The organism is Sphingosinicella rhizophila (assembly GCF_032378825.1).
Classification (GTDB): domain Bacteria; phylum Pseudomonadota; class Alphaproteobacteria; order Sphingomonadales; family Sphingomonadaceae; genus Allosphingosinicella; species Allosphingosinicella rhizophila.
In genome coordinates this window covers 74,093-88,688 of record NZ_JAVUPU010000001.1, presented here as the reverse complement: position 1 = coordinate 88,688, position 14,596 = coordinate 74,093, and the positions used below count along the sequence as shown (strand labels likewise).

General features: G+C 63.6%; 12 protein-coding genes. 4 read left to right on the top strand and 8 right to left on the bottom strand.

Features of this window, described 5'->3' with window-relative positions; all coding sequences use genetic code 11:
- Positions 1-21 precede the first annotated feature (21 nt).
- The 4 genes from glpD (at position 22) to RQX22_RS00360 (ending at position 3,981) form a co-directional block, all read left to right on the top strand.
- The gene (glpD, locus tag RQX22_RS00375) at positions 22-1,515 is read left to right on the top strand and encodes a glycerol-3-phosphate dehydrogenase (protein WP_315722607.1); all 1,494 of its coding nucleotides are present in this window, start codon (positions 22-24) and stop codon (positions 1,513-1,515) included.
- A gap of 152 nt (positions 1,516-1,667) precedes the next feature.
- Positions 1,668-2,081: a hypothetical protein gene (locus tag RQX22_RS00370; RefSeq protein WP_315722605.1), complete on the top strand. Its 414-nt coding sequence runs from the start codon at positions 1,668-1,670 to the stop codon at positions 2,079-2,081.
- Between the two features lie 2 nt (positions 2,082-2,083).
- Positions 2,084-2,572, top strand: a complete 489-nt coding sequence (locus tag RQX22_RS00365) for a hypothetical protein (RefSeq protein ID WP_315722603.1) — start codon at positions 2,084-2,086, stop codon at positions 2,570-2,572.
- A 95-nt stretch (positions 2,573-2,667) separates the two neighbouring features.
- On the top strand, positions 2,668-3,981 hold the full coding sequence (locus RQX22_RS00360) for a DUF3422 family protein (protein ID WP_315722601.1): 1,314 nt from the start codon (positions 2,668-2,670) through the stop codon (positions 3,979-3,981).
- A 16-nt stretch (positions 3,982-3,997) separates the two neighbouring features.
- Here the strand turns inward: RQX22_RS00360 and lysA are convergent, their stop codons facing one another.
- From lysA to RQX22_RS00320, 8 genes are all read right to left on the bottom strand, one after another.
- Complete coding sequence (gene lysA / locus RQX22_RS00355) at positions 3,998-5,263, bottom strand: diaminopimelate decarboxylase (protein ID WP_315722600.1); 1,266 nt, start codon at positions 5,261-5,263, stop codon at positions 3,998-4,000.
- Between the two features lie 43 nt (positions 5,264-5,306).
- Positions 5,307-6,068, bottom strand: coding sequence for a sulfite exporter TauE/SafE family protein (locus RQX22_RS00350; RefSeq protein ID WP_315722598.1), 762 nt, complete (start codon positions 6,066-6,068; stop codon positions 5,307-5,309).
- Between the two features lie 66 nt (positions 6,069-6,134).
- Entirely contained in the window at positions 6,135-7,844 is a 1,710-nt protein-coding gene (gene cysI, locus RQX22_RS00345) for an assimilatory sulfite reductase (NADPH) hemoprotein subunit (RefSeq protein WP_315722596.1), read from the bottom strand.
- A gap of 11 nt (positions 7,845-7,855) precedes the next feature.
- Positions 7,856-9,679 (bottom strand): assimilatory sulfite reductase (NADPH) flavoprotein subunit, encoded by a 1,824-nt coding sequence (locus RQX22_RS00340; protein WP_315722594.1) that lies wholly within the window; start codon positions 9,677-9,679, stop codon positions 7,856-7,858.
- 43 nt (positions 9,680-9,722) lie between these two features.
- Positions 9,723-11,435 carry a sulfate adenylyltransferase subunit CysN gene (cysN, locus tag RQX22_RS00335; RefSeq protein WP_315722592.1) on the bottom strand — a complete coding sequence of 571 codons (1,713 nt, stop codon included), beginning with the start codon at positions 11,433-11,435 and terminating at the stop codon, positions 9,723-9,725.
- The gene (cysD, locus tag RQX22_RS00330; RefSeq protein WP_315722590.1) at positions 11,436-12,359 is read right to left on the bottom strand and encodes a sulfate adenylyltransferase subunit CysD; all 924 of its coding nucleotides are present in this window, start codon (positions 12,357-12,359) and stop codon (positions 11,436-11,438) included.
- On the bottom strand, positions 12,356-13,843 hold the full coding sequence (gene cysG, locus RQX22_RS00325; protein ID WP_315722588.1) for a siroheme synthase CysG: 1,488 nt from the start codon (positions 13,841-13,843) through the stop codon (positions 12,356-12,358). The genes cysD and cysG overlap by 4 nt, the downstream gene beginning before the upstream one ends.
- Positions 13,840-14,592, bottom strand: a complete 753-nt coding sequence (locus RQX22_RS00320; RefSeq protein WP_315722586.1) for a phosphoadenylyl-sulfate reductase — start codon at positions 14,590-14,592, stop codon at positions 13,840-13,842. The genes cysG and RQX22_RS00320 overlap by 4 nt, the downstream gene beginning before the upstream one ends.
- Positions 14,593-14,596: the final 4 nt, after the last annotated feature.

Below are 14,596 nucleotides of genomic sequence, written 5' to 3'. Positions count from 1 at the left end.
ATCAGGCTAACAGGCAAGCGGATGGACAGTTTCGACCTTCTCGTCATTGGCGGCGGCATAAACGGGGCCGCAATCGCGCGCGACGCGGCGGTTCGGGAGGCCAAAGTCCTGCTGGTCGAAAAGGACGATCTCGCCTCCCACACGTCGTCCGCTTCGTCGAAGCTGATACATGGCGGCCTGCGCTATCTCGAATATTATGAGTTCCGGCTCGTACGCGAGGCGCTCCAGGAGCGGGAGATATTGCTTCGAACCGCGCCCCACATCGTCCGTCCCTTGCGCTTCGTACTGCCCCAGACCCAGGGCATGCGGCCCTGGTGGCTGCTTCGGGCCGGCCTCCTGCTCTATGATCTGCTGGCGCTGAGGGGCAGCCTGTCCTGGGCTCGCTCCGTCGGCCGGAACGAAAGCGCGCTCAGAGAACCGCTCAAGGATGGCAGCGCGCGTCGTCTTCTATCCTACTGGGATGCTTGGGTGGACGATGCTCGATTGGTCGTCCTGAACGCCATGGACGCGGCCGAGCGGGGAGCGGAGATCGCCACCCGTACGAAATTCGTCTCGGCGCGCCGCGAGGGGGAATATTGGCATGCGCTCCTCGCGGACGGCCGGCAGGTCCGCGCCAAGGCCATCGTCAACGCCGCCGGACCGTGGGTGGCCGATGTCCTGAAACGGCAGCTGCGGGAAGGCAGCGCGAGCAAGATCAGGCTGATCAAGGGTAGCCATATCGTCGTCCCCCGCCTCTCGGAAGGTGACCATGCCTATATCCTTCAACAGCCTGATGGACGTGTGGTCTTCGCCATTCCCTATGGCGATTTCACCCTCGTGGGCACGACCGACATCCAGGTTGCCGCCCCTGGCGACGCATGTATTTCCCCCGAAGAAGTGCGCTATCTCTGCGATGCCGCCAATCGCTATTTTGTCCGGCAAACCGAGCCGGACGATCTGGTCTGGAGCTATTCCGGCGTCCGCGCCCTTCATGACGACGGCGCAGCAGAAGCCAAGGCCGTCACGCGCGACTATCATCTGGAGCTGGACCAGGACCCGGGTGCAAAGCTGCTCTCCGTGTTCGGAGGGAAGATCACGACAGCACGGGCGCTTGCCGAGGAGGCGCTCGACATGCTCGATATGGAAGGGCGCAGGTCCACCCGTGTGGCGCCACTTCCAGGGGGTGACCTGACCCCTCCCTTCCTCGCCTATCTGGACCAGTTGCGCGATGGGCTCGATCCTGCGCTGGTCGAACGGCTCGGCCGCGCCTACGGCACCAGGCTTCGCGATCTGCTCGGTGACGCGGCCACTCGCTCCGATCTCGGGCGGCATTTCGGGGCCGGATTATACGAGAGAGAGGTGAATTATCTCGTCGAACATGAAATTGCCCGCTCCGCCGAGGACATATTGTGGCGGCGCACCAAACTCGGCCTCGCTATGACGGAAACCGAGCAGAAGCGGCTGGCGGACTATCTCGGAGATCAAGGCCCCTCGTGCAATGGATCGGTTCCGGGCGCCGGCACTTCGTCCATCTGACGTTGGTTCTTCTTTCCTTCTTCGGCGATATCCTGATCGTCCGACGGCAGGTCCTGATCATTCACGTCTCGGTCGCGGTCCACTTCTCACCTCCATCCTCCGTATCAACGTTCGAAGCCGGAACCTGATCCGCTCGGCTCGGTTGATCCGCCATGGCTCCCAGTGCAAGCAAGGCCGCTGCTGCTGCCGGCACCGGCGACAGCGTGATCGGATGGAAAATAGACCCCGAACAGCGCAAGGAGTTGCTCCAGCAATTCCCACCGCGGTTCCGCAACGTTGTAGCGGATCATGTAACGCTACGAACGAAGGCGGCCGGCGACGCCCGGCTTCCCGACGAAAATCATGGGGAGATCGTCGGACGGGTCAGCGACGGATCCGGCGTCGAAGCGATGATCGTCAGCATAGGCGGCACCACCGATCGGCCGGGCGAAGGCACTTATCACATCACCTGGTCGCTGGAGGGTGGACGCAAGGCCAGGGAAAGCAATGAGGCACTGAGGCAGCAGCCCTGGGAGTTATTCGATCTGCCCATGCCGGTCCGGCTTCGGCCGGCAAGGTTCCGCTGAAAATGACACGGCGCCTTTATCTCGACTGCGACGGTGTGCTGGCGGATTTCGACACCGGAGCGACGGCAATATTGGGCCTCCCGCCCAGGACGTATGAGAAGCGCCGTGGCCTCGGCAGGTTCTGGCGAAAGCTGGCCGAGGCGCCCGATTTCTATTTTGGCCTGCCGCTGCTACCGGATGCCATGGTGCTGTTCGAGGCAGTCCGGCATCTCGACCCGATCATTCTCACCGGCCTTCCCCAAGGGAATTGGGCAGCCGACCAGAAGAAGCGTTGGGCTGCCAAGCATTTCCCCGGGACACCCATCATAACCTGCATGGCCCGCGACAAGCGAGACCATGCCGAGGAGGGCGACGTGCTCGTCGACGATCAGATGAAGCATGCAGGTCGATGGGAAGAGGTCGGCGGCATCTTCATTCACCATCGGACCACGGAGCAGACGCTGGCAATATTGAAGCGCTACTTCCCGCTACGGATGTCGAGCGTGACCTGACACCTGCAAAAATGCCCAGCAGGCCGGCAACCCAGTCGATTGACATTGGCGACGGAAGTGACCCAGCGGGAGCAGGAAAGATCTGGGGGCAGCTCATGGTCCGATTGACAATGCCGGCGGAAGCGGCACGCGCATTCGCAGCGCGCGACCATCCGGATCGCTTTTCGCTTTCTGAGGAGATGCACATCCGCAAGCTGCCCGCCTTAGGCGGGCCTGCTTCGCTGACGCAGATCGTCTCGTTGATCGGCGAGGACGAGATCGGCCAGAGCAGGGCGCACGTCGAACGCCTGTGTGCGCCAAGCGGCATCGCGGTGCCAACGACCAGAAAATATTTCATTTGCGCTCTCGGCGATCTGCAATTCGTGTGGGAGCGGCACACCGAGGTCGCCACCTACACATTCATCCGTTCGACCGAAGCCGAACCCCGATTTGACGCCGACCCCTTCGAAGGCTTGCCACGGGATTGGATCGAAGCCCTGCCCGGGCAAGTCATCCGCGCGACCCGAATTGCCCTTGTCGACGGTGAAGCGCCATCCGACTGGACCGACCGCCTGGACAGCTGGTTCTCCCCGAGCGACCTTGTCGTTTGCGACGTCGCCGGTGGGCGAGCCCGCATCTGGGCCGATTTTCGCCTGCATGGGGACGGCTTCGGGCGCCTCCTGATCCTTGACCGCGACCTGCTCGGCTACGAGCCCTCGCAGCTTGTTCAGCGTCTACAGGAACTCGGCAATTACCGAAAGCTGGCGCTGCTGGGACTGCCGGTGGCGCAACGCCTGACTCCGCGCGTCTCGGATCTGGAAAAACGTCTCGCAGAAATTACCGCTGCGATTGCCGAGCGCACGTCGCAGGACGATCGGCTCCTCGACGATCTCAGCGCACTTGCCGCCGAGCTTGCGCGTGTGACCGCCGACACGCGCTATCGAATGAGCGCGACCCACGCTTATGCGCAACTTTGCGCGGATCGCCTGGACAGCCTGGAGATCGCCAAAGTGAAGGGTCATCCTACCCTCGCCGACTTCACGGAGCGGCGGCTCCTGCCCGCGGTGCGGACCTGCGAATCCTTTTCGCAAAGGCTCGAAGACCTCTCGCAGCGGACTGCGTGGACGAGCTCTCTTCTGAGAACGCGCGTAGATACCGCGCTTGCCAGGCAGAATCGCGACCTGCTCCATTCGATGGACAAACGGACACAGGTCCAGCTTCGGCTACAGCAGACCGTCGAGGGATTATCGATCGTGGCGATCAGCTATTATGCGGTCGGCCTGCTCGGCTATCTCTTAAAGGGCATTCACCACCGCTGGCCCGTCGAACCGGAAGTCGCGACCGCCCTTGCCGTCCCGGCCATTTTGTTGCTGGTAGCGATCATCCTGCGCAGGCTGCGGCGCCACACCGGTGGAGATCGCAACGTCTGATCCCGCCGATGCAGGATCAGTTTCCCACCCAATCCGGGATCGGCATGCCTGCCAGCATGGTTTCCACGGCAATCCTCGGCCGCACCACCGCCCATTGCGATCCATTCACCAGCACCTCGGGCGCCAGCGGCCGTGAATTGTAGGTGTTGGACATGGTGGCGCCATAGGCACCGCAGGTGCGGAAGATGGCGAGGTCTCCCGCTCCAACCCGGCCCATCCGCCGGTCGACCGCGAATGTATCGCCACTCTCGCAGACCGGGCCGACGATGTCGGCGATCATATCTTCGCCGTCCGGCCTTACCGGTTCGAACGCGTGCCACGCATCGTAGAGGCTGGGGCGCATAAGGTCGTTCATCGCGGCATCGACGATGACGAAGGGATGATCTGGACCTGGCTTCACGCGGATCACCTGGGTCAGCAGGATGCCGGCATTGCCCACGATCAGGCGCCCCGGTTCGAAGACCAGGCGGACGTCCCACTTTTCCGTCACACGCTGGACCATTCTGCCATAATCGGCCGGGCTGGGTGGCTCCGGTTCGGCGGGATCATAAGGAATGCCAAGACCCCCGCCAAGATCGGCGACGTGGATATCGTGTCCGCCCGCCCGCAGTTCGAAGATAGCCTCGCCGATCCGCGTGAAAGCGGCCTCCAGCGGATCGAGGCTGGTGAGCTGGCTGCCGATATGGACGGCGACCCCCTGGACTTTCAGGCCCGGCAGGTCCCTTGCCCTCTTATAAGCCGCCGCCAGCTCGGAATAAGCGATCCCGAACTTGTTGTGCGCGGAGCCCGTGGAGATCTTGGCATGGGTGCCGGCGAGGACATCGGGATTGATCCGGAAGGCGATGGGGGCTTCGATCCCGGTTCGCACCGCGACTGTCGACAGCATCTCGGCTTCATCGAGGGATTCGAGATTGAACTGGAAGAGGCCGCCACGAAGCGCCTGTTCCATTTCCGTCGCCGTCTTGCCGACGCCAGAGAAGACGATCCTGTCGGGGGCAATGCCCGCCGCTCGGGCAATCTGATATTCTCCGCCGGAAACGACGTCCGCGCCGAGCCCCTGCGTTGCGAGCGTCGCCAGCACGGCCGGGTTGGGATTGGCCTTCACTGCAAAGGCGATCAGCGGATCGGTGAGGCCGCCCAAGGCGTCACGGAAGACCCGCACATGTCTCTTCATGGTCGATGCCGAATAGACATAGACTGGGGTGCCGACCGCCGCCGCGATGGCAGGAAGGGCTACATCCTCGCAATGGAGAATGCCGCCGCGCAGTTCGAAATGATCCATGCGCTCTCACACGAAAAAAGAGGGGCCATGGCAAGCGAAACCGTCACCAAAGCGCGGCCACGATCCCCACGAGACTTGTCACCGTCAAGACGCCGCCGACAATCTTCAAAAGCAAGGATGCCGCGATGCGCTTCGCCATCCAGGCTCCGAATGGGGCGGCCGTCAGCCCGCCGATCAGCAAGCCGATGCTGGCGATCGTGAACGCCTTGAGGCCCAAGGTCGCTATGAAAGTCGCAGAGATGGTCACCGTCACGAAGAATTCGGCCGTGTTGACCGTGCCGATGACCTTGCGCGGGTTGGCGCCCTGGATGAGCAGGTGGCTTGTCACGACCGGACCCCAGCCACCCCCGCCGGCCGCATCGAGGAACCCGCCGACGAGGCCGAGCGGCTCGACCGCCTTGGGCTTCTTCTCGATCGGCTTGTGCGTAATTCCCCGCCACAGAAGGTAGATCCCCATCAGGCAGAGATAGGCCAGCACGAATGGTTTGGCGGCGTCCGCGTGCACCTGCGTCAGCACGTAGGCGCCCAGCACGGCGCCCGTCACGCCCGGGATCATCAGCCGCGCGAACAGCTTCCAATCCACGTTGCGGTGAAATACGTGACTGAGACCCGAGGCCGCGGTCGTGAAGCTTTCCACGGCATGGACGCTGGCCGAGGCCGAGGCCGGCGGGACGCCAAGGCTGATCAGCAGGGTGGAGGAAATCACCCCGAACGCCATGCCAAGCGCGCCATCGACCATCTGAGCGGCGAAGCCCACGGCGATGAACGGCAGCAGGTCGAGGAGTCCCCACTCCCCGCCGATCAATTATGCCCCCCGCGGGCCGGGCCCGCAATCATGAGCGTAAGCGATCGGTTTGTTGGCAGGCCAGCATCAGGCCGCTTCCAGATAGCCGGCGCGTTTGATGAAATCGCCGAACCTTTCGCCCGTCTCGCGCTCCTTGGCGTAACGGGCCAGGATCGGACTCAGGATCTCGAGGATCGCATCCTCGCCGATATTCTCGCGATAGAGCGTGTTCAGCCGTTCACCGTGAAAGCCACCACCGAGATAGAGATTATATTTGCCGGGCGCGCGGCCCGTGAGCGCGATCTCCGCGACATAGGGCCGCGAGCAGCCGTTCGGACATCCGCTGATCCGGATCGTGATCGGATCGTCCCGCAAGCCTTCCTTCTCGAGTATCTTTTCCACCTTGCCGAGGAAGTCGGGCAGATAACGTTCGGCCTCCGCCATCGCGAGCGCACAGGTCGGCAAGGCGACGCAGGCAATCGAATTGAGGCGAAGAGCACTCGTTTCGTTGCTGTCCTCGAGGCCATGTTCGGCGAGCAGGGCCTCGATCTCCGCACGATCCTCGGCTGCGACGTCCGCAATGATCACATTCTGGTTCGGCGTAAGCCGGAACATGCCCTTGTGAATCCGGGCAATGGCGCGAAGCCCTGCCAGGATCTGCTTCCCGGCACCGTCGACGACCCGCCCGCTGGCAACGTAGAGAGTGTAGTTGAACCGCCCGTTGGCGGTCTCGCGCCATCCGAAAATGTCGCCGTTCGAGTCGAACTGGAACGGACGCGCCGGCTCCAGCGCCGATCCCATCCTTCTTTCGATCTCGCCCTTGACCCAGTCGACACCCTTGTCGTCGACCGTATATTTGAAGCGGGCGCGCGGCCGCTCCACACGATTTCCGTAGTCGCGCTGCACCGACATCACCGCATCTGCGGCCGGGATCATCAGCGATTTGGGAATATAGCCGATGAGGTCGGCAAGCCTCGGATACGTGGTCGGCACGTTGTCCGTGCGGCCCATGCCCCCGCCGATGGTGATGTTGAAGCCCTCGACCCCGTCGGCGCCGCCGATGGCGATGTAGCCCAGGTCCTGGGTGTAGATGTCGATGTCGTTGGACGGCGGAATGGCGAAGCCGATCTTGAATTTCCGCGGTAAATAGGTCTTGCCGTAAAAAGGTTCCTCCGGCTCCGATGTCGCGACCCTTTCGTCGCCATACCAGATTTCGTGATAGGCCCGCATGCGCGGGATGACATGGTCGCTCAGCTCCTTGGAAAGACGGGCGACCTCTTCATGCAGGGCCGAATCCAGCGGATTCGCCGTCGACATGACGCCGCGGGCATCGTCGCCGCAGGCTGCGATCGTGTCGAGCAGGACATCGTGCAGGCCCTGGATGGCGGCGCGCACATTCTCCTTCAGCACCCAGTGGAACTGAATGGTCTGCCGGGTGGTGAGGCGGATGGAATCGCCGCCATAAGCCCGCGCCAGCTCGTCGAGTTTCAGCCAATGTTCGGGTGTGCAAACCCCTCCCGGCATCCGTACACGGATCATGAAATGATAAGCCGGCTCCAGTTTCTGGCGCCGTCTCTCGTCGCGTATGTCGCGATCGTCCTGCTGGTACATGCCGTGGAATTTCAGCAGCTTGATATCGGGGTCCGGGACCGCGCCGGTGATCCGGTCGAGAAGCCCGGTGGAGATGGTGCCGCGCAGATAGTCGCTTTCGGCCTTCAGCGTTTCGTCCGGTCCCAGCCGGTCGAGCGGCTGCGAAACGTCCCTGCTTCTATCCACATTCTTGTCGTTCGTGCTCATCGGAACAACCCTCAATAGACGTCGCGCTGATAGCGGTGGTCCGCCTGCAGCTTGCGCACATAATCCTCGGCGGCATCACGCCCGCCGCCGCTCTGGCTTTCGACGATCCTGATCAGCGTGTCATGGACGTCCGGCGCCATATGGGTCGCGTCTCCGCAAACGTAGACATGGGCACCTTCCTCCAGCCAGGCGTAGAAGTCCGCTGCCCGTTCGAGCATGCGATGCTGGACATAGGTCTTGTCGGCACGGTCGCGGGAAAAGGCCACATCCATGCGGGTCAGCACCTCTTCCTTCAGCCAGCTTTGCCATTCGATCTGGTAGAGGAAGTCGCTGCGGAAATTTCGCTCGCCGAAGAACAGCCACGAACGGCCGCCATGGCCGTCGGCCTCGCGCTGCTGGAGGAAGGCGCGATAGGGCGCGACTCCCGTCCCGGCGCCGATCATGATGATCGGTGCATCGCCCGCGGGCAAACGGAAGTGCGGATTAGCCTGGATATAGACCGGCAATGTCTCGCCGAGTTCGATCCGGTCGCACAGATGGGCGGAAGCCACACCCGAACGTCCTTCGCCATGCAGATCGTAGCGGACCGGAGCCAGCGTGATATGTACTTCGTCGCCGGTGACGGCCTGGCTCGATGCGATCGAATAGAGGCGCGGCTGCAACGGCCTCAACCCGGCGATCAGTCCGGCCCCGTCGATTCCGGGAAGCGGGAATTTGCGGACGATGTCGACGACATGATGGCCTTCCAGGAAGGCAAGCCGCTCCTTGGCGTTTTCGGGCGCGCGCAAGCGTTCGAGCTCGGCTGCTCCGCTCAATCCCGCCCATTGATCGATGAAGCGAGGCGAAGCGATCATGATCTCGTAATTCCGCTCGAGCGCTTCGCCGAGCGTTTTCGTCTCGCTCTTGATCGTCACCGGCGCGTCCGCCGCGAGGCCGGCGGCCTCGATCAACGCGCCGACGGCGGCCGGATCGTTCCGGGCCACGATGCCGACGGCATCGCCGGGTTCATAGCTGAGGCCGGATCCGTCAAGGTCGAGCTCGATGTGCCGGGTTTCCTTTGACGAGCCGCGTCCGACGATCACGATATTGTCTATGATCTTCGCTTCGAACGGATTGCGCTTGTCATAGGCGCTCGCAGCGGCGGCGACCGGCACGGCTGCGAAGGGGCTCGCCTGAGCCGGCAGCTCAGCCAGCTCCGCGGCCAGCAGATCGACGATCTCGGCGCTCCAGGCTGCGGCCGGCTCCTCATAATCGATGTCGCAGTCGACCCGCGGAAGCAGCCGTTTCGCGCCCAGCTCCTCGAATCGGCGATCGAGGCGTTTGCCGGCTTCGCAGTAAAATTCATAAGTCGAGTCACCGAGCGCAAGCACGGTGAACCGGACACCATCCAGCTTCGGCGCCTTGTGGCCCTCGATGAATTCGAAGAAGCCGACGGCCGGCTGCGGGGGATCGCCTTCGCCATAGGTGCTGACGACGACGAGCACATCCTGCTCCTCCTTCAGCCGGCGCGGCTTGTAATTGGCCATGTCGACCACTTCGGCCGAAAGGCCGCGGCCGGCAGCGGCGGCCGCCAGCGCCTTGGCGAGCTCGGTGCTGTTGCCGGTTTCAGTCCCATAGAGGATGGTCAGCGTGCGGCCGGAGGCGGCCGGCACGGCGCCCGGCGCGGCCAGAGCAACCTCGCCTTGGCCAAGACGGACCAGCGCGGCGTCGAAGCCGGCGAAATAGCCGCTCAGCCAGCGCGCCTGGTCCGACCCCACGACCCGACTCAAGGCCTGGACATGCTGCCATTGCTCCGGCGTCAGCGGGCCTTCCGGAAACACTTCCCGAACCGTCATGCCGCACTCCCCGAAATATCCTCGGCTCGCTCCCGCGAGATCCTCAGATGACCCATTCGTCCGCCCCCTTCTGGCCAATATCGTCGGCGCTGATGCTGCGGCCCGGATGCGCCTCGTCGGGCGCGATGTCTGCCGCTACCAGCACATGGACCCCCGCCCGGCTCATCAGCCTGGCAATTTCACGCACGCGGCGCGCATATTCGGCGCGGTCACCGGGTGCCTCGCCCAGATCGCTGCCGATACCGCCGCGCAACGTCTCCTCGTCCAGGAGGAAATTGGAATGACCGAGGGCATCCAGCTTCTGCTGGGTGGCCGCGGCCAGCGCGAGCTGTTCGGCATGCGAGGCGCCGGTGAGCCAGAGGATCCGGCCTTCCTCGTCATCTGCGACCGGCCGTTTCTCGGCCCGCTGGACGATCGCGTCCACCATGCCTGCGGCTAAAGTCTCGTGGCTGACCTTGTCGATCAGGATGAAGCCGCCCAGCCTGCGGCTCTCCGCATAAATTATGGCCGGGATCCGGCGGTCGAGCCGGATGGCGACCGCGCCGATATCGTTGAGCGCGAGTGGACGGCCTGGCCCTTTTTCCAGGCTGTTCACGTCCACCACATGGTCGACCTTCTCGATATGAGCGGCCACCGTTTGCGTGCCCATTTTCAGCCAATAGGAGCGTCCGGGCACCAGGGCTTCTTCCGACATCCAGACCAGGGTCGCGGCAAGACTGTCGACGACAGGCTGCGGCTCCGTCGACGCGACGATGATATTCCCGCGCGAGCAATCGAGCTCGTCCTCCAGGGTCAGGGTGACCGATTGGCCTTCCACGGCGATATCGAGATCGCCATCGAAGGTGACGATGCGCTGCACCCGCGAACTCTGACGCGAAGGATAGACGGTGATCAGGTCACCGGGACGGATGCTGCCGCCGGCGATCCGCCCTGCATAGCCACGAAAGCCGGCATGCGGACGGTTGACCCATTGCACATCCAGGCGGAACGGCGCCGTAACAAGATCTGCGGCGATCGGAATCGCTTCCAGATGTTCGAGCAATGCGGACCCGCCATACCAGGACATGGCCTCGCTCCTGGCGGTGACATTGTCTCCCTTGAGACCCGAGACCGGAATGGCGGTGAACGCTTCGATTCCTGCCTCGTCGGCAAAAGTTCGATACTGATCGACGATCTCGTCGAACCGGGCTTGGCTGTAATCGACAAGGTCGATCTTGTTGACCGCCAGTACGATGTTCCGGATCCCGAGCAATTTCACGAGATAGGAATGGCGGCGGGTCTGGGTGAGCACGCCCTTGCGCGCATCGATCAGGATCACCGCCGCATCGGCCGTCGAGGCACCCGTCACCATGTTACGCGTATATTGTTCATGGCCCGGCGTATCGGCGACGATGAACTTGCGCTTGTCGGTCGCGAAGAACCGATAGGCCACGTCGATCGTGATCCCCTGCTCCCGCTCTGCGCCGAGACCGTCGACCAGCAGCGCGAAATCCAGTTCCTCACCTTGCGTGCCCGATTTCAGGCTGTCGCTGGCGAGGGCTGCGAGCTGATCCTCGAACAGCATCTTGCTGTCGTAGAGAAGCCGTCCGATCAGCGTCGATTTGCCGTCGTCCACCGATCCGCAGGTGATGAAACGCAGCAGCGACTTGCGCTGCGCGGCGTCGAGATAGGCGTCGACCTCCTGACGCGCCGCCTCGGCGACGGACAGCATTTGGTGTGCCGCTTCTGCGGCTGCGGCCTGAGCTGCGCTCGCCATCTAGAAATAACCTTCCTGTTTCTTGCGCTCCATGCTGCCGCTGCCGTCATGGTCGATGGCGCGCCCCTGCCGTTCGGAGGTGGTCGCGATCAGCATTTCCTGGATGACTTCGGGCAAGGTGCTCGCCGCACTCTCGACCGCGCCGGTCAGCGGATAGCAGCCGAGAGTCCGGAACCGTACCGACCGATCGACGGGCACTTCGCCGGGCCGCAATGGGAAGCGATCGTCATCCACCATCAGCAGCAGCCCGTCCCGTTCCACCGTCGGCCGCGGCGCCGCCAGATAGAGCGGCACGATCGGGATGTTCTCCGCATAGATATACTGCCAGATGTCGAGCTCGGTCCAGTTGGACAGCGGAAAGACCCGGATCGTTTCGCCCTTCGACTTGCGGGCATTATAGAGGCTCCAAAGCTCGGGCCGCTGGTTCTTCGGATCCCAGCGATGCTGAGCGGAACGGAAGCTGAAGATGCGCTCCTTGGCGCGGCTCTTCTCCTCGTCGCGGCGCGCACCGCCAAAGGCTGCGTCGAACCCATATTTGTCGATCGCCTGCTTCAAGCCCTCCGTCTTCCACATGTCCGTGTGGAGGCTGCCATGGTCGAACGGATTGATGCCGCGCCTTTCCGCCTCGGGATTGCGATAGACGATCAGCTCCATCCCGCTTTCCTGGGCGGTGCGATCGCGAAGTTCGTACATCGCCTTGAACTTCCAGGTCGTGTCGACGTGGAGCAGCGGAAAAGGCGGCGGCGCAGGATAGAATGCCTTGCGCGCGAGATGCAGCATCACCGCGCTGTCCTTGCCGACCGAATAGAGCATGACTGGCCGCTCGGTCTCGGCAACCACCTCGCGCATGATGTGGATGCTCTCGGCCTCCAGCTGCTGGAGATGGGTGAGGCTCGGCGGAGCGATCTTGGTGGGGGCGTTCATGATGCAAGGCTCATCTGGCTGTATTCGGGAAGGTCGGTGGCGAGGGCGGGCCGCTCGCGCGCTACCCGACCGAGGATGACGATAACGGGTGCGCCGGCCGGCAAATCGGCGGCAAAAGATGCGATCGTCGCAGCGGTCCCCGACACCTGGCCTTGATCGGGCGTCGTGGCTGATGCGACGGCCACGGCAGGCGTCTCCGGATCCAGTCCCGCGGCGATCGCCTTGGCGGTAAAATGTTCGAGCGTCTTGCGCGGCATGTAGATCACGGTGGTCGTGTCGGGATCCGCGACCGCCTTCCATTCGATCGTCGCGGGAAGGTCGCCGCCGGTATCGTGGCCGGTGACATATTGGACGCGTCTGGCCTGGTCACGCTCGGTGAGCGAGAAGCCCAGCGACGCTGCAGCGCCCTGCGCGGCCGATATGCCCGGCACGATCCGCACTTCGATCCCGGCCGCGCGGCAGGCGTCGACCTCCTCGGTCGCGCGGCCGAAGACCAGGGGATCGCCACCCTTCAGGCGGACCACATTCTCACCGGCCTCGGCGAGTGAGATGATGCGGCGATTGATCTCGGCCTGGCTGCACGAAGGACCGTGGCCGGTCTTGCCGACCGCGACGCGTTGCGCTTCCCGCCGGGCGAGCTCCAGGATCGCCGGACCGACCAGGTCGTCATAAAGGATCACGGTTGCGGATTGCAGCGCCCGGACGGCCTTCAGGGTCAGTAGCTCGGGGTCGCCCGGGCCGGCGCCGACGAGCGTCACGATTCCGTTGCGCTGCTCCGGGTTCACGCCACCGACGAGCGCGCCGAAATCCGCATCGACGGGATCGCGGTCGACATTCGCCCAGGCAAGAGCGGTGAAACGCTGCCAGAAGGCGCGACGGTCCTGGAAGCTCCTGAACCTCTGCTTCAGCAATGGCCGCCATTTCTGAGCAGCCTTCGCCCAGCCGGACAGGCCGAGCGGGAGCACGCTTTCCACACGGGCCCGGATCGACTGGCCAAGCATCGGTGCGCCACCGTCGGTCGAGATGGCCAGGACCACCGGCGAACGATTGACGATCGTTCCGAACTGAACATCGCAAAGGTCGGTCTGATCGATCAGATTGGCAGGCGCTCCCGCCGCGTGCGCGGCCGCAACGAAGCGAAGCGCGGCATCGCGGTCGGCAATGTCTGCGACGGCGAGGGCTGCACCATCCAGATCCTCTTCCGTCCACTCGCGCGGCAATATCGTCACTGGTCCGGAGACCGGGCGTGCGGCGAGATCACGATAGAGGCTTGCCCCAACCTCATGATCGGCCAGCACGAGCACATCCGCGCCCGATGCCGACAGCAATTCGGCCTTCCACAAAGCGCCTTGCGAGCTGCCGGCGACAACAACCTTCCGGCCCTGCAGCTTGTGAAACAAGGGTAGGTTCGGAAGGCTGGCGATGCGTGCGGGCGTGACAGCAAGGGCGCGGCCCGCCTTGGTCCCGCCAAGGATATCGGTCACGCGGCCTTCCTTCTTACCAACTTGCCGTCGGCGCCGACATGGAGGCCGCATTCCTTGGCGTCCTCCGTCTCCCACCACCAGCGCCCTGCCCGCTCCGGTTCACCAGGCTGCAGCGCGCGCGTGCAGGGCGCGCAGCCGATCGAAAGGAAGCCCTTGGCGTGGAGTTCGTTGATCGGAACGGCATGTTCTGTGCAGAAATCGGCGACCCGCTCCCGCGTCCAATCGAACAAGGGCGCGATCTTGATGAGCTGACGCTCATCATCCCAGGATGCGAAGTCAATGGCGGCGCGGTTGCCGGACTGGTCCGCTCGAAGCCCGGTCACCCACGCTTCCGCACCGGCGAGCGCGCGACCGAGCGGCTCGACCTTGCGGACGTGGCAGCAGGACAAGCGCGCTTCCTTCGAATGATAGAAACCGTTGATGCCGGCATCGGCGACCATCGCCGCCACATCGTCCTGGTTCGGATAGAAAGCGCGGATGCGCCTGGCATATTTGTCCTCGGTCTCCGCCCAGACCTGATATGTGGAAGGAAAGAGCCGGCCGGTATCGAGTGTGACCACGTCGATCTTCAGCTTCTCGGAGAAGATGATGTGGGTCAGCGCCTGGTCTTCGATGCCGAAGCTGGTCGTGAAGACGATACGGCCGGGCACAGCGTCGCGAAGCGCCTGCAGCCGTTCCGCCGGGCTGGCGCCTTCGAGAATTTGCAGGGCCGCAAGGCGATCCTGATCCTGTCCAGTGTCGAGCGGCATGACC